This is a genomic window from Microbacterium sp. SORGH_AS_0862, from assembly GCF_030818795.1.
In the GTDB taxonomy this organism is placed as follows: Bacteria; Actinomycetota; Actinomycetes; order Actinomycetales; family Microbacteriaceae; genus Microbacterium.
Genome location: NZ_JAUTAY010000001.1, coordinates 2,431,348 through 2,445,886 on the forward strand (window position 1 = coordinate 2,431,348; position 14,539 = coordinate 2,445,886).

Annotated in this window: 11 protein-coding genes, 1 tRNA gene, 1 other RNA gene and 1 pseudogene; 10 read left to right on the forward strand and 4 right to left on the reverse strand. The window is 69.6% G+C overall.

The window, feature by feature from the left end; translation table 11 throughout:
- Nucleotides 1–23 precede the first annotated feature (23 nt).
- The 4 genes and pseudogenes from QE377_RS11860 to QE377_RS11875 all read left to right on the forward strand — a co-directional run bounded on the left by QE377_RS11860 (nucleotide 24) and on the right by QE377_RS11875 (nucleotide 1,290).
- Nucleotides 24–112, forward strand: a tRNA-Ser gene (locus tag QE377_RS11860).
- Nucleotides 113–735: 623 nt separating this feature from the next.
- A complete protein-coding gene (locus QE377_RS11865; RefSeq protein ID WP_307218665.1) occupies nucleotides 736–873 on the forward strand; it encodes a hypothetical protein in 138 nt (45 codons plus the stop codon).
- A 12-nt stretch (nucleotides 874–885) separates the two neighbouring features.
- Nucleotides 886–1,041 (forward strand): annotated as a pseudogene (locus QE377_RS11870) (transcriptional regulator); the annotation flags it as partial.
- 57 nt (nucleotides 1,042–1,098) lie between these two features.
- Nucleotides 1,099–1,290 carry a hypothetical protein gene (locus QE377_RS11875; RefSeq protein WP_307218663.1) on the forward strand — a complete coding sequence of 64 codons (192 nt, stop codon included), beginning with the start codon at nucleotides 1,099–1,101 and terminating at the stop codon, nucleotides 1,288–1,290.
- Nucleotides 1,291–1,308: 18 nt separating this feature from the next.
- Here the strand turns inward: QE377_RS11875 and QE377_RS11880 are convergent, their stop codons facing one another.
- Nucleotides 1,309–2,217 (reverse strand): LysR family transcriptional regulator, encoded by a 909-nt coding sequence (locus QE377_RS11880; RefSeq protein ID WP_307218661.1) that lies wholly within the window; start codon nucleotides 2,215–2,217, stop codon nucleotides 1,309–1,311.
- Nucleotides 2,218–2,287: 70 nt separating this feature from the next.
- Here QE377_RS11880 and QE377_RS11885 point away from each other — a divergent pair, with 70 nt between their 5' ends.
- Nucleotides 2,288–3,475 (forward strand): MFS transporter, encoded by a 1,188-nt coding sequence (locus QE377_RS11885; protein WP_307323340.1) that lies wholly within the window; start codon nucleotides 2,288–2,290, stop codon nucleotides 3,473–3,475.
- A gap of 660 nt (nucleotides 3,476–4,135) precedes the next feature.
- On the opposite strand, the gene QE377_RS11890 is transcribed toward QE377_RS11885, so the two are convergent.
- Genes QE377_RS11890 through QE377_RS11900 form a run of 3 tightly spaced genes read right to left on the reverse strand, consistent with a single transcriptional unit; the run spans nucleotide 4,136 to nucleotide 8,631 of the window.
- A complete protein-coding gene (locus tag QE377_RS11890) occupies nucleotides 4,136–6,397 on the reverse strand; it encodes a DUF3488 and transglutaminase-like domain-containing protein (RefSeq protein WP_307323343.1) in 2,262 nt (753 codons plus the stop codon).
- Nucleotides 6,387–7,619 (reverse strand): DUF58 domain-containing protein, encoded by a 1,233-nt coding sequence (locus QE377_RS11895; RefSeq protein WP_307323345.1) that lies wholly within the window; start codon nucleotides 7,617–7,619, stop codon nucleotides 6,387–6,389. The genes QE377_RS11890 and QE377_RS11895 overlap by 11 nt, the downstream gene beginning before the upstream one ends.
- Before the next feature lie 4 nt (nucleotides 7,620–7,623).
- Entirely contained in the window at nucleotides 7,624–8,631 is a 1,008-nt protein-coding gene (locus QE377_RS11900; RefSeq protein WP_373459531.1) for an AAA family ATPase, read from the reverse strand.
- Nucleotides 8,632–8,741: 110 nt separating this feature from the next.
- On the opposite strand from QE377_RS11900, the gene ffs reads away from it, so the two are divergent.
- The 5 genes from ffs (at nucleotide 8,742) to QE377_RS11925 (ending at nucleotide 14,524) form a co-directional block, all read left to right on the forward strand.
- Nucleotides 8,742–8,838: signal recognition particle sRNA small type (ffs, locus tag QE377_RS11905), an RNA gene on the forward strand.
- Nucleotides 8,839–9,061: 223 nt separating this feature from the next.
- Nucleotides 9,062–10,240 carry a CoA transferase gene (locus tag QE377_RS11910; protein WP_307323347.1) on the forward strand — a complete coding sequence of 393 codons (1,179 nt, stop codon included), beginning with the start codon at nucleotides 9,062–9,064 and terminating at the stop codon, nucleotides 10,238–10,240.
- Nucleotides 10,241–10,363: 123 nt separating this feature from the next.
- Nucleotides 10,364–12,502 carry a phosphate acetyltransferase gene (gene pta, locus QE377_RS11915; protein ID WP_307323349.1) on the forward strand — a complete coding sequence of 713 codons (2,139 nt, stop codon included), beginning with the start codon at nucleotides 10,364–10,366 and terminating at the stop codon, nucleotides 12,500–12,502.
- Nucleotides 12,503–12,504: 2 nt separating this feature from the next.
- Entirely contained in the window at nucleotides 12,505–13,725 is a 1,221-nt protein-coding gene (locus QE377_RS11920) for an acetate/propionate family kinase (RefSeq protein ID WP_307323351.1), read from the forward strand.
- A 73-nt stretch (nucleotides 13,726–13,798) separates the two neighbouring features.
- Nucleotides 13,799–14,524: an HAD family phosphatase gene (locus QE377_RS11925; protein ID WP_307323353.1), complete on the forward strand. Its 726-nt coding sequence runs from the start codon at nucleotides 13,799–13,801 to the stop codon at nucleotides 14,522–14,524.
- The last annotated feature ends 15 nt before the right edge of the window (nucleotides 14,525–14,539 follow it).

Sequence of the window (14,539 nt, forward strand, 5' to 3'; positions counted from 1 at the left end):
CGCCCGTGTTAGGATCGCTCCTTGGAAGTGTGTCCGAGCGGCCTAAGGAGCATGGCTGGAATCCATGTAGGCGGGGTAACTCGCCTCGCAGGTTCAAATCCTGTCACTTCCGCTCTAAGACGGGCCCCGCCCGAACCCAGGTTCGGGCGGGGCCCGTCGTTCAGGGGCGAGGCGGGAAGCTCGACGTGGCGACATCGACGTCGCAGCGCGGCGTAAGTGAACCTCATTGTGCGAAGACCAGAAGTCTTTCCGGTCCTGCTGTTCGGTCGGCATGAGTACGCGTAAACGGTATGCCGCGTTCGGTTGTTGACGCAATCGTCGTCCCACCCACAGGCGCGACAGGCCGCGATGAGAGAGCGATCCGGGATCGGTGCGCGCAGCTTCGGCCTGTGCGTTGATCTTGATCACGAGACCTCGCAGAAACTTGCCCAGGCATCGCTGGGAACATGTCATCGGGCTGTCCTCCGGGCTGCTCGTCGTTGAGCGACGCGCCGCCAGCTGATCTCGTGATCAGAATCTCGTGGGAGCGGCTGCGCTTCTCGAACGGCGCCGACATCATGCGCGGGTATGTGGCTGAGCACGTCGATGTCCGCACAGGCGTCGAGATCTTCCGGCGGGTGGGCAGGAGAAGACCTCTATCCGGGAAGACCTCGACGCCTCTTCGCGAACCAACCGGCGCGCCTCGACGACGCGCTCACCCGTGAAGAGCGACAAGGCGAAAGGGAAGTGATCACGATGGCTCTTACCCCGGAGCAGCTGCTCGAGAAGCGTCCTGTGAACCGTGCGCGCGTCGACGCGCACAAGGAGCGGATGCTCGGAGAGGTGCGGGCGTACCGGCTGCGCGAACTCCGCGAGCAGCTCGGACTGACTTAGGAGCAGCTCGCGCAGCGGATCGGCGTTGGTCAGCGCCAGGTCTCGAAGATCGAGAACGGCGATTTCGACAGCGCGAGGAACAGCACGGTCGGCAAGTACCTCGAGGCCGTCGGAGGAGACCTCGCCATCGAGTACGTCCCCGGCGATAGCCGGCCGCAGGCCGCCTGATCCCTCAAGATCAGCGTCCCGGGCGCGAGAGGCAGGCCACGGTCGAGGACGGATCGGGTGCTCGTGGACAAGGGCTACCCGTCGAAGGAGAGCCGAGTCTGGCTGCGCGAGCGCGGGATCGCCGCGACGGTCCCGGAGCGTGACGACCAGATTGCCCACCACCGCACAAAGCCGGGACGACCCAACGACTTCGGTGACGCGCAGTGGATCCGCTACCGCTGCCACAACGTCGGGCGGGGAGGGGCTTGAGCTGTGATCGGTGCGACGCTATCCGCGATCCGGACGTTGGCGTGGTGATCCTCCTAGGCGCTTCGCCAGGTTCCGCCGCAGCGCGGCCAGGGCGGGACTATCGTGTGTGTCCTCGCGCCAGACGAAGCACTTGCTGAACGAGATCCCGGGCTCAAGTGGTCGAACGTCCAGAAGCGGGCCTTGCGCTCGGACGGTGCTCGACCCCGCGGTGATAGCGACGCCGGCGCCGGCGGCAGCAAGAGCGATGTGTAACGACTGGTCGTCTGCGAGACACAAGGCATTGCGCATGAGCGCTCCGAGGCGGGATTCGAGGAGTTGTCCCAACTCTGACCGCGTGCTGTAAGTCACGATGGGGAGCGCGCTGAGATCAGCCAGGCGAGTGGTCGCGGCCGGTGGCAAGATGCCGGGGCGAGACACCGTGACGACCTCCTCTGCGAGGAGGTTCTGGGACGTGAGCCCGCCGGGCAGGTGCGTTGTATCGCCCATACCCAGCGCGGCCGCGTCCAGAGAACCGACGTGCACGGCCTCGACCAGCTCCGCTCCGGGTCCGCCGACCAGCTGGATAGCAAGACTCGGATGGTCCTGGGAGAGTTCGGCGACGGCTGCGGGGAGCACCGTGTCGACGAGCCCTGTCACCGCGCCGACACGAAGCGTTCCTGTGAGAAGGCCAGCCCGATCCGAGAACGCCTCGCGAGCGCGTTCGATCGCTGCTACAGCAGCCCGCGCATAGGGGAGAAGAGTCAGCCCCGCCTCGGTCGGGACCGCACCCCCGCGTCCCCGTACGAAGAGTGTTTCGCCGATCTCTCGCTCCAGCGCTGCGATGCTGCGGCTCAGCGAAGGCTGAGCGATACCGCACTCCTCGGCGGCCGCCGTGAACGAGTCGTTCTCTGCGATCGCGATCACGTAGGACAACGTACGAATATCCATAACGAGAGGCTATCGGAATCTTGCCAAATATGTCTTTGACGTATCTCTGTCCATCTCGAACACTCGACAGGTGACCATTGCTCGCCGCACGCCCTCCTCGTCATCGCGCTGGATGTACCGCGCCATAGGATTTCTCTCCTTCTTCGACCGCTTCTCGGCAGCGCCCATGATGGTGGTCTTCGCGTCTCAGGAGGGTGCGCCTCTCGCCACGGCCGCAGCGCTCCTGGCTGGCTACAGCTTCGCGTACGCGCTCGGGCAACCTCTCTGGGGGGCACTCGGCGACCGGGTCGGCCGGATCTTCGCTCTGCGCCTCGCCCTGTGCGGATCCCTCGTTGCATCCGTCCTCAGCGTGGTGCTGGACCCCATGCCCTTGGTGTTCGCCGCGCGTATCTTGGCGGGCATCTTCGTGGGCGGATTGTTCCCGACGATCATGACCATCACTGGTGACACAGTTCGCGAAGGGCCAGAACGCAGCCGGGAGGTATCTGCGTTGCAGACAACAACCGCGCTCGGCACAACGGCCGCCACTGTTCTCGCAGCGGCCGTCGCTTCCCTAGCGAGCTGGCGAGTAGTCCCCGCCGTGGCCGCCGCCGGATTTGCCCTCACGTTGTGGGCGGTGCGACCGCTCCACGAGTCTGCACGGCGCGCCACGCTGACCGCATCGCGCGCCGCATTCAGTCGGTGGACACTCGTTCTCTACGTCATCGGCGTGTTGGACGGTGCGGTATTGCTCGGAGTGTTCAGTTTCATCGCGCCGGCCATAACCGCGGGTGGCGTCGCTCCCGCTCTCGCCGGCATCTTCACCGCAAGCTACGGCATTGCGATCATCGTGGGCGCGCAGATCAACAGGCGCCTCATACAACTCTGGCCGCGGACGAGGACCATGTTCCTCGGTGGCATAGCGCTCGTGCTTGCATATGCGCTCGCGGCGACGGGTGCGACCCCCGCCCTCGCCGCCGCATCGGCACTTATCGGACTCAGCAATGCTTTCTTCCACGCGGCTGTACAGACATGGGCAACTGAGGTCGCGCCGCAAGCGCGCGCGACAACCGTCTCGCTTTTCGTTTTCGCGCTGTTTGCCGGCGCCGCACTAGCGACGTCAACGATCGCTCCTATGGCCGAACACGGATACGGCACGGTCTTCCTCATCTCCACGTTTGCCGCCGTGGTGCTCACAGGCGGGGCAACCTGGGCATACAGTTTCTGGGAGCGCGAACGAAGCACCCCGCAGACGATGCACAGTGATACTCCGAAATGATCTCGGCGTGTGATGCTTCCGGTTCCACGAATGTTCGTTGCACAACCGCAGCGCGGTGGAAACCCGAACGGCTCGGTTCAGTATCGTCGGACGGTGTTTTTCGCGGTTTCTCAGTCTGCTGATCTCTGCCGGCTATGACACCGCATGATCGGTGGGCTCAGCCGCTCGTCAGAGCAGGATGCGCGATCGCCCAGAATTCACGGATATGAGCGGGTACATCGATCGACGGCCACAGGGAGACCAGCTCGACGGCCGTTTAGCGTATCGTCCGGCTCTGCCGCATTGACGTGCCGTGTATACATATCCGGCTCATCGTACTCTTGGCCGCTTCGATCGGCTTGGTCGATTCCGTCTTCCCCGCCAGCAATGAGTTGGTATCCTCGCGGGCGGACTGCTCATAGTCAGTCCTGTCGCCTCCACACGCTGGGTCCTCGTTTATTTCATCCCGGCAGCCAACTCACCGTCTCTGGCACCTCCAAAGTTCTCGGTTACTCACGCAGCGGGAGTGAGTGGGGGAAGATCAGCGCCCGCGCTCGCCGTCCCGCTTCGTGGCCCACTCCAGAAGACGCTTCGTCTCCCGCGACGGGTTCGAAAGCCATTGCGTGACCTCCGCCATCAGATGAGCGTCACCCCGTCCGTGGGGTGACGCTCATCTTCTGTCTAGAGCGGTGTGCGAGCGTGCTCGTGCCAGCCCGCGCCGGCCGCGGTCGTGCCGGGACGGATGACGAGAGAGCGCGGTGCGACGACGGCGAGGATGCGTCGCGGAGCCGTGGCCTGATCCATCAGCGCGCGCCGCACGCGCGAGGCCGCCGTGGCGAGGCCGCTGCCGTCATCGATCGACGCCGCGGATGCGGGCGCGTAGCTGGCGTGCTCGATCGCGTCCACGAGCAGCCGCAGATCCTCCGCCGCTGCCCCCGCCGCGACGAGGCGCTCGGCCAGCGCACGCGGCGATGCGCTCGCGGGTACCGGCAGCCCGAGATCGATCGCCGCTTCCTCCACGAACAGCCACGCCGCGCTCGCGTCACCCCGCGCGGCGAGGATCAGGCGCCGGCGGCCTCGCAGCGCATGGACCAGCGCGGGAGCCGTCAGCAGGAGGAGGGCGGCGACCGTCACCCACACGGCGGGAACGATCGCGCCGGTTCCGGCGCTGCCGTCGACCGTGCCGGCCTGCGGGCTGTCCGGGGTGTCGGGACGCTCGGTCGCCGCGGTGGTGGGTGTGGCTTCCGTGGCCGGCGCCGGGGATGCGGGGTCGATCTGATCCGGCGATGTGCCCACACCGCTGGAGAACACGGTCGGCACGCCCAGGCTGTTGGTCGGCTCGAACGGCACCCAGCCGATGCCCTCGAAGTACACCTCGGGCCAGGAGTGCAGGAGGTCGCTCGAGACCGAGTACACGAGGTCCCCGTCGATCCGATCCGTCGTGGCGGTGCCGGGCAGGTAGCCGATCACGATGCGCGTCGGCATCCCCAGCGACCTCGTCATAGCGGCGAAGGCGGATGCGAAGTGCACGCAGTATCCGCTGCGCACCTCGAGGAACTGTCCGATCGCGTCGACGCCCGCTCCGTCGAAACCCTCCTGGACGGGCGCGTCCAGCGAGTAGGTGAATTCGCTCGAGCGGAACCAGCGCTGCAGGGCGAAGGCGGCGTCGTAGTCGTTGCTCGTCTCAGCGGTGACGGCCCGGGCGAGCTCGGAGACGTTCGCCGGGGTGTCGTCGGGGATCTCGCGGAGTTCGGGATCGACGTCGGCGCCGCGGGAGGTCGCGGCACGGATCTGCTCCAGCGTGGGGGTGGGCGTCTCGGTGATGACCTCGTAGCTCTGGCCGCGTGAATCCCCGTCCTGGCTGACGACCGTGCGGTTGTCGGCCACGATGCCCCAGTCGCCCGTGAGCCCGCCGATCGCCGTCGCCGGGAAGGGAATGGGCAGGTACGGGGTGTTCAGCTTCACGATGTCGATCTTCGTGTCCGCGCTGGTGCGGGTGATGTCGGGGTCGGTACGCACCGGGCCGAACCCGGGTCCTCCGCCCACCGGCGTCGCATCGCGCTCGTCCGGTCGCCAGACCTCGCCGGCGAAACTCGACAACGTCACGGCGCGCAGGTACGGAGCACGGGACTCGGACGAGCGCACCCGCAGCACCTCGACGGGGTTCGGGCGGCGCAGGTCGTCGCCCAGGCGAAGCGTGGGATTGATGCCGCTGCTGCCGGCTCCGCTCACCGCCGCCTCGCCGTCGGGGGCGGGCAGCAGCGGAGTGACGATGACCGCCACAGCGATCGACGCGACAGCGATGACGGCGGCCGAGGCGACGGCCGGTGCGCCACGCGGGCCGGTCCTGCCGCGCCGGGTGCGCGTGTCGGTCGCGAGCAGGAACAGGATGCTGGCGGCCAGCAGCACGAAGGCGAACACGTCCATCGGCGCCGGCACCGCGATCGTGGGAACGACGGCGACGGCGACGAGGGCGACGGCGGCGAGCAGCGGCATCCGCGTCGTGATGACGACGTGATCCAGGACGATGGCGAGCGCCCCGATCGCGGCGACGACGAAGAACGACAGCGCGGGCGTCGCGGTCAGCGGCGCCGCCCCCACCGCCATCTCCTGAACAGCCGATGAGATCAGTGCGCTCACCGCGTCGAACGACGCCGGGGAGGGGATGAGCCCGCCCCAGGCGCTGTCGCGCAGATAGAGCAGGGTCAGCACGAGCACCCAGACGACGATGTCGATGCCGGTGACCACGAGCCCGGCGACGCCGACGCGTCGCAGCACGGCACCCAGAGCGAGGATGACGGCGGCGAGCCCGAACCCTGCCGCGACCCAGGCGCCGGGCGCGATGACGCGCATGACCGGAAGCGTCGTGGCGACGAGCGCGATGAACACGCCGACGGCCAATGCCGCCTGCCCCTGCGTGCGCGTGGTCCTCTCAGCCGGCATGGGGGAGCCTCTCCGAGACGGCATCGCGCCATGCGTCGGCGATGTCGGGGCCGAGCGCGGCGGCCGTCCAGCCGGTCGCCGCGTCGAATGCCCCGGGGGCGGGAGCGGTGCTGAGCAGCACGGGGAAGGCGCTGTGGTGACCAACGGTGGCGAGCATCGCCGCATCCGCGTGCGACAGCGCACCGGTGACGAGCACGAGCGGACCCGTCGTCTCGCCCGCGAACAGACCCGCGAGCGCGCCGAGGCGGTCGTCCAGCCGAGCCTGCACCGTCGCCAGCACGAGCATCGCCGCCTCCAGCGCCGGCGCGTCCGCCGGCTCCACGTGTTCGCACAGCGGGACGCCGTCGGGCTCGATGAGCGCGACGGTGTACCCGTCGGCGACGAGTCGAGCCAGCGCGGAGGCGACCGCGCCGACGGCCGCCTCGAAGGCCGGATCGGAGCCGGTGGCCTCCGTGGCCTCGGGGGAGAAGCGGCCCAGCGCGCGATCGAAGACGATCGTCGCCTCGGGCGAGCTCTCCTGCTCCTCCTGGCGCACCATGAGTTCGTCGCGGTGGGCGGAGGCCCTCCAGTGGATGCGACGCATGGAGTCACCGGGTGCCCACGGGCGGGCGATCACGTCGTCCGCACCCTGCCCCAGCCGGTTCGTCGAGCGCGAGAGGCTGCCCCCCGAGGCGCCGGCGACGCCCGCCAGCGAGAGCAGTTCCTCGACCGCGGGTGTCACGACCAGACGCGTCAGCTCACCCTGGGCGACCGTGCGACGGGCCATGCCGAACGGGTCGAGCGAGCTGAGCTCGAAAGGGCCGAGCCAATGGATGCCGCGGCGGAGCACCCGGGCCCGGTATCCCACGACGACCGCGCGGTCGTCACGACGGAATCCGGATGAGACGGCGGGGAAGGTGCCGGGGCCGCCGCCTTCGATGCCGTCCGGCATCGAGTCGCGCCAGCGCCCGCCGGAGGTCGGCAGCGCCGTTCGCGCCCCGACCCGCACGGTCACCTCGACCTCCTCGCCCGCATCCGGCACGGCGGGCACGACGGTGCGGGTGACATCGGCGCGACCGCGTGCGGCGTAGACGGCCACCAGCGCCGCCACCACGAGCGAGACGAGGAGCAGCCCCACGAACACCAGCTCGACCAGGCCGAGCTGGTTCGCGGCGGCGAAGCAGACCAGAGCGAGGACGACGGCGCCGGTTCCCCGCGCCGTGAGCGGCCAGCTGCGTCTCATGCGCTCAGGCGCGCGCGGCGAGGGGAACGCGGACGCTGTCGACGATGCGCTCCAGGATCTTGGGCACCGAGTGCGAATCGGAGCCACGCGTGCTGGAGGAGCGCGTGGCGATGATCCGGTGGGCGAAGACGGGCACGACGAGCGCCGCGATGTCGTCGGGGATGACGAACGCGCGACCCTCGAGAGCCGCCCACACCTTCGCGGCCCGCACCAGCTGGAGGGTCGCCCGGGGGCTCGCCCCGAGGCGCACCTCCGGATGGGTGCGCGTGGCCTGGGCCAGCGCCACGGCGTACTCCTCGATGGCGGGCGCGACGTGGATGCGTCGGGCCCAGGCGATGAGCCCCAGCACCTCTTCCGCATGCACGACGGGGCGGATGTGGGACAGCGGGTTCTCGGTCTCGCGCTGACGGAGCATGAGGGCCTCGGCGGCCGCATCCGGATAGCCCATCGAGATGCGCATCATGAAGCGGTCCCGCTGCGCCTCGGGCAGTGCGTACGTGCCCTCCATGTCGAGAGGGTTCTGGGTCGCGACCACGAGGAAGGGATCGGGGAGGTGATGGGCCTCGCCGTCGACGGTCACCTGGCGTTCCTCCATCGCCTCCAGGAGCGCCGACTGCGTCTTGGGGGAGGAGCGGTTGATCTCGTCGGCGATCACGATGTGCGCGAACACGGCGCCGTGCTTGAACTCGAACTCGCGGGCGACGGGGTCGAACACCGACACGCCCGTCACGTCGCCGGGAAGCAGATCCGGCGTGAACTGGATGCGGCGCACGGTCGCGTCGACGGATGCCGCCAGTGCGCGGGCCAGCATCGTCTTGCCCACGCCGGGCACGTCCTCGATGAGGAGGTGCCCCTCGGCCAGGAGCGCGACCAGGGCGCTGCGCACCGCATCGGGCTTGCCGTCGATGACGGTGGCGACGCTCTTGCCGATCGCGCGCGTCAAGCGGGTGAACCGCTCGGCGTTCATCGCGGAATCGACCTCGTCGGTGAGGACTCGTGCGGTGTCGGTCATGCCGGATGCCTTCCCGTCGGCGCGATCGTGTCCCGATCGTAACCTGCGCCGCGGAGCATGGGGCGGGGTATCCGCCGTGAGCGACGGCGTGCGGGCTGGGTTAGACTTGTGCCAGCTCTCCGCGAGGCGGCATCCAGGCCAACTCCCCCAGGACGGAAACGTAGCAAGGGTAACCAGGCTCTGCCGGGTTCGCGGAGAGTCTTTTCTTTTCCCGGCGACGCGCCTCGAGCGTAGGGTGGCGCCGTGCACCGGGACACCGCACAGGACGAGCTCCGCCGCATCCTCGACGTCGGAGGCGACGTCCGCCTGAGCGGGGTCGCGCACCTCGACGACGCCCTGCCCGTCTCGACCCTCGCCACCACGGCGATGAGCGCTCGCCTGTGCCGTCGATGCGCTGCTTCAGGGCGCCGGCATCGAGCCTGGCGCAGAGGTGGGGGTCGACCGAGCCCTCGTCGACGCGTGGCTCGGTCGCCACATCCGACCCGCGCAGGGATCGTTCCCCTCGCCGTGGGATCCCTTCTCGGGTGCGTTCCCCACGGTCGACGGCTCCTGGATCCATACGCATGCCAACGCGCCGCACCATCGGGCGGCGCTGCTCACCGCGTTGGCGCTGCCCGATGCGCAAACCGTCGAAGAGGTGTCCGCGGCGATCGCCCATCGCGGCGCGGATGAGCTCGAGTCGGCGATCGTTTCGGCGGGCGGCGCGGCGGCGGCGCTGCGCACCCGGGCGGAGTGGATGCGGTCCGCGCCCGGCTCCGCCGTTGCGGCGGAGCCCCTCATCGCCCGCACGGACTCGGGCCCGGCGCGCTCGGGTGCGACGTGGCGTCCCGAGCCGGCCAGACCCCTCGCGGGGCTTCGCGTGCTCGATCTGACCCGCGTCATCGCCGGGCCCGCGGCCACGCAGGTACTGGCCGGCCTGGGTGCCGACGTGCTCCGCATCGATCCCGACACGTGGGACGAGCCGGCCGTGCTGCCGTACGTCATGGCCGGCAAACGCTCAGCCCGCCTGGACGCGAAGACACCCGCCGGGCGGCGTGCGCTCGCGGATCTGCTGGCCTCCGCCGACGTCCTCGTTCACGGCTACCGCGCGGGGGCCCTCGACCACCTGGGGCTGGGCGAGGGTGAACGACAGCGCCTGCGCCCCGGACTCGTCGAGGTCGGCGTCCGCGCATACGGCTGGAGCGGGCCATGGGCCGGTCGACGCGGGTTCGATTCGCTCGTGCAGTTCTCGACCGGCATCGCCGACATCGGCAGGCGGCACGCGGATGCGGCGGCGCCTGTCTCGCTACCCGTGCAGGCCCTCGACTGGACGACCGGGTACCTCGCGGCCGCGGCTGCCGTCGCCGGAATCACCCGCCGTCAGGTCTCGGGTCGCGGCAGCACATGGCGGCTGTCCCTCGCCAGCACCGCCCACGCACTCACCACACTCGAGGGGGAGGGCGCCGCATCCGACTCCGGCGCCGATTCCGCGGTCGGTGCGGGGCAGCGGATCGAGACGCAGGACGGCGCGCTTCTGCTCGCGCCGCCGCCCTTCCGTGTGGGCGAGGCGACCCTGCGCTTCGACCGTGTGACCACTCGCCTCGGCGGCGACCCGCCCGCCTGGCTCTGACGCCGGAGCCCCCTTCCGCTACCCCCGCGGAGAGGGAGCGGGGAGAGGTGCTGCCGGGGGAGCGGATTTTATTCACGGACGCCTCATCTGGCTCCTCACATGAGGCGCGCCTAGGCTGATCGGGTGGCTCAGAGCATCCTCATCACGTCCGCGGAAGGTCATTCGGGAAAGTCCACGATCGCATTGGGAGTGCTCGAAGCGCTCAGCCATGCGACCGCGCGCGTGGGCGTCTTCCGTCCCATCGCCCGTTCGACCACGGAGCGCGACTACGTGCTCGAGATGCTGCTCGACCACGACGGCGTAGACCTCGCCTACGACGACTGCATCGGCGTCGGCTACGACGACATGCACGCCGACCCGGATGCGGCCCTCGCGCGCATCGTGGAGCGGTACAAGACCGTCGAGGCACAGTGCGACGCGGTCGTCATCCTCGGCAGCGACTACACGGACGTGGGCAGCCCCGCCGAGCTCGGATACAACGCCCGCATCGCCGCGAACCTCGGCGCCCCCGTGCTCCTCGTCGTCGGCGGTCGCGCCCAGCAGGGACAGAGCGAGCAGCTCGGCACGAGCGACCCGCGCACGCCCGCCGACATCGCCCAGATCGCGAAGCTCTCCGTCGGCGAGCTGCGTCAGGCGCGCGCGGAGCTGTTCGCCGTGGTCGCCACCCGCGTCGACCCCACGATGCTGGACGAGACCGTCGAGGCCGTCCGTGACATCGTCCCCGCCGGTATCGAGGTCCCCGTGTGGGCGCTTCCCGAGGACCGATTCCTGGTGGCCCCGACCGTCCGCGGCGTCATGCGCTCCGTCGACGGCACGCTCGTGAAGGGCGACGAGGAGCTGCTGACGCGCGAGGTCCTCGGCGTGATCGTCGCCGCCATGAGCCCCGCCAACGTGCTCCCGCGGCTCAGTGACGGGGCCGTCGTCGTCATCCCCGCCGACCGCACCGAGGTGCTGCTCGCGACCCTGCTCGCGCACGCCTCCGGCACGTTCCCGTCGCTGTCGGCCATCGTGCTCAACGGACCGTTCCCGCTGCCGGCCGACATCGATCGCCTGATCGACGGCCTCGGGTCCCGGCTGCCGATCATCGCGACCGACCGCGACACCTACGACACATCCGTGCGCATCATGAACACGCGCGGCCGCCTGGCGGCCGACTCGCAGCGCTCCTACGACACCGCGCTCTCGCTGTTCGAGCGGCACGTCGACGGCGCCGAGCTCACGCGTCTGCTCGGACTCGCCAAGCCCACCGTCGTCACGCCCCTCATGTTCGAGTACGGGCTCGTCGAACGGGCGCGCTCGAACCGCCGCCGCATCGTGCTGCCGGAGGGCGACGACGACCGCGTGCTGCGTGCCGCCGCCACCGTCCTCGCCCGCGGCATCGCCGACCTCGTCATCCTGGGCGAGGAGGTCGAGGTGCGCTCGCGCGCTCTGGAGCTCGGTATCGACATCGCCGCGGCCCAGGTCATCAGCCCGTTCGATCCGGTCCTGGTGCAGAAGTTCGCCGAGGAGTACACGCGTCTTCGCGAGCACAAGGGCATGACGATGGCGCGCGCCGCCGACACCGTCACCGACGTCTCGTACTTCGGCACGCTCATGGTGCACCTCGGCCTCGCCGACGGCATGGTCTCGGGCGCCGCGCACACGACGGCCCACACCATCCGGCCGGCCTTCGAGATCATTAAGACGCGTCCGGGCGTCGGCGTCGTCTCCAGCGTCTTCCTGATGGCGCTCGCCGACCGCGTCCTGGTCTACGGAGACTGCGCGGTCATCCCCGACCCCACGGCGCCGCAGCTGGCCGACATCGCCGTCTCCTCCGCCGAGACCGCCGACCGCTTCGGCATCGAGCCGCGCGTCGCGATGCTCTCCTACTCGACCGGCGAATCCGGGTCGGGAGCGGATGTGGAGAAGGTGCGCGAGGCGACCGTCATCGTGCGCGAGCGGGCCCCGGAGCTTCCGGTGGAGGGGCCCATCCAGTACGACGCCGCCGCAGATGCGGCCGTCGCCTCGAAGAAGATGCCCGGCTCGCCCGTCGCCGGTCGCGCCACGGTCTTCGTCTTCCCCGACCTCAACACCGGCAACAACACCTACAAGGCCGTGCAGCGCTCGGCCGGGGCGATCGCGATCGGCCCCGTCCTGCAGGGTCTGAACAAGCCCATCAACGACCTGTCGCGCGGCGCGCTGGTCGAAGACATCGTCAACACCATCGCGATCACCGCGATCCAGGCTCAGGGCGATGAGCCCGCATCCGAAGGGAAGGCATGAACGTGAGCGTCGTTCTCGTCATCAACAGTGGCTCGTCCTCGTTCAAGTACCAGCTGCTGGACGTCGAGACCGAGACGGCGCTCGCCTCCGGGCTCGTCGAGCGCATCGGCGAGGGAATGGGAGCGGCCAGTCACAAGGTGCACTTCACAGGTGCGGGAGCGGCGGCCGTCGATGCGACCTACACGCAGGAGCTGCCGATCCCCGACCACGCCGTCGGCTTCCAGGTGATGCTCGACGCCTTCGCCGAGCACGGTCCGTCGCTGACCGAGAACGCACCGGTCGCCGTCGGACACCGCGTGGTCCAGGGCGGCGCGCGGTTCTTCCAGCCCACGCTCATCACCGACCTCGTAGAGATCAACATCGATGAGCTCTCGGTGCTCGCGCCGCTGCACAACCCCGGCGCCGTGCAGGGCATCCGTGCGGCGCGGGCGGCCTTCGGCGACCTGCCCCACGTCGCCGTCTTCGACACGGCCTTCCACCAGACCCTGCCGCCGGCTGCCTACACGTACGCCATCGATCGCGCCATCGCCCGCAAGCACCGCATCCGCCGGTACGGGTTCCACGGCACGAGCCACAAGTTCGTCTCGGAGTCCGTCGCCGAGTACCTCGGCCGGCCGCTGCGCAGTCTCAAGCAGATCGTGCTCCACCTCGGCAACGGCGCGTCCATCACCGCCATCGACGGCGGCCATTCGGTCGAGACGTCGATGGGGCTCACCCCGCTCGAGGGGCTCGTGATGGGCACCCGCTCGGGCGATCTGGACCCGTCGATCCTGCTCGTGCTGGCGCGACGCGAAGAGATGTCCCCGGCTGAGCTCGACGCGTTCCTGAACAAGAGCAGCGGGATGCTGGGACTCGCCGGGGTGTCGGACATGCGCGACATCGAGGACCGCCGCGAGGCCGGTGACGGTCCGGCATCGCTCGCCTTCGACGTGTACATCCATCGTCTGCGCGCCTACATCGGTTCCTACATCGCCCAGCTGGGCGGCGTCGACGTGATCTCGTTCACGGCGGGCGTCGGCGAGAACTCGCCCCTCATCCGTGCCGCGGCCCTGGAGACGCTCGGTTTCCTCGGCATCGAGCTGGATGCGGCCGCCAACGAAGAGCGGCGCAAGGGCATCCGGACGATCTCCACCCCGGACTCGTCGGTGACCGTGCTCGTCGTCCCCACGAACGAGGAGCTGGAGATCGCGCGGCAGGCGCTCGCCGTCGCCCGCGTCGCCTGAGTCCGCGACACCGACGCGTAACCTGCCCCCACTACGCTGGGTGCGCCCGGTCGAGCGCAACTTTGGAGGCTTCGTGACCGACCTGCCCGATCTGTCTTCCTACGACGCCGTGCTCTTCGACCTCGACGGGGTGCTCACCCCGACGGCCGAGGTGCACATGCACGCCTGGCAGACGATGTTCGAGGAGCTCTTCGCCGCCTGGGGCATCACCCCGCCCTACACGGAGCAGGACTACTTCCTGCACCTGGACGGCAAGAAGCGCTACGACGGCGTCGCGAGCCTGCTTCGCTCGCGTGACGTCGAGGTGCCGTGGGGGGAGCCGGACGACGATCCGTCCGCGGACACCGTGTGCGGCATCGGCAACCGGAAGAACGAGGTCTTCGCCAGAGTGCTGCGCAGCGAGGGGATCGCGCCGTACCCCGGCTCGCTGCGCCTGGTCGACCAGCTCCGCGAGCGGGGTGTGCCCGTCGCCGTGGTCTCCAGCTCCAAGAACGCGGAAGAGGTGCTCGCCGCCGCCGGCATCCGCGACCGGTTCGACGTCGTCATGGACGGCGTTGTCGCCGAGCGCGAGAACCTCGCGTCCAAACCCGCGCCCGACGTGTTCCTCGGCGGCGCGCGGATGCTGGGCGTCGATCCCGCCCGCAGCGCCGCCGTCGAAGACGCGCTGAGCGGCGCCGCGTCCGCCCAGGCGGCGGGCTTCGCCCTCGTCGTGGGCGTCGATCGCGGCGTCGGCGCCGAGGCGCTGCGCGCCGCGGGTGCGGATGTGGTCGTGGACGACCTCGCCGCCTTCGTAGACTGAGCCGGTTCTGTCGCG

Coding starts and splice junctions, on each gene's coding strand:
- QE377_RS11865 (WP_307218665.1), top strand. CDS start 736: ATGGCTCTTACCCCGGAGCAGCTGCTCGAGAAGCGTCCTGTGAACCGT.
- QE377_RS11895 (WP_307323345.1), bottom strand. CDS start 7,619: ATGAGACGCAGCTGGCCGCTCACGGCGCGGGGAACCGGCGCCGTCGTC.
- QE377_RS11900 (WP_373459531.1), bottom strand. CDS start 8,631: ATGACCGACACCGCACGAGTCCTCACCGACGAGGTCGATTCCGCGATG.
- QE377_RS11890 (WP_307323343.1), bottom strand. CDS start 6,397: ATGCCGGCTGAGAGGACCACGCGCACGCAGGGGCAGGCGGCATTGGCC.
- QE377_RS11880 (WP_307218661.1), bottom strand. CDS start 2,217: ATGGATATTCGTACGTTGTCCTACGTGATCGCGATCGCAGAGAACGAC.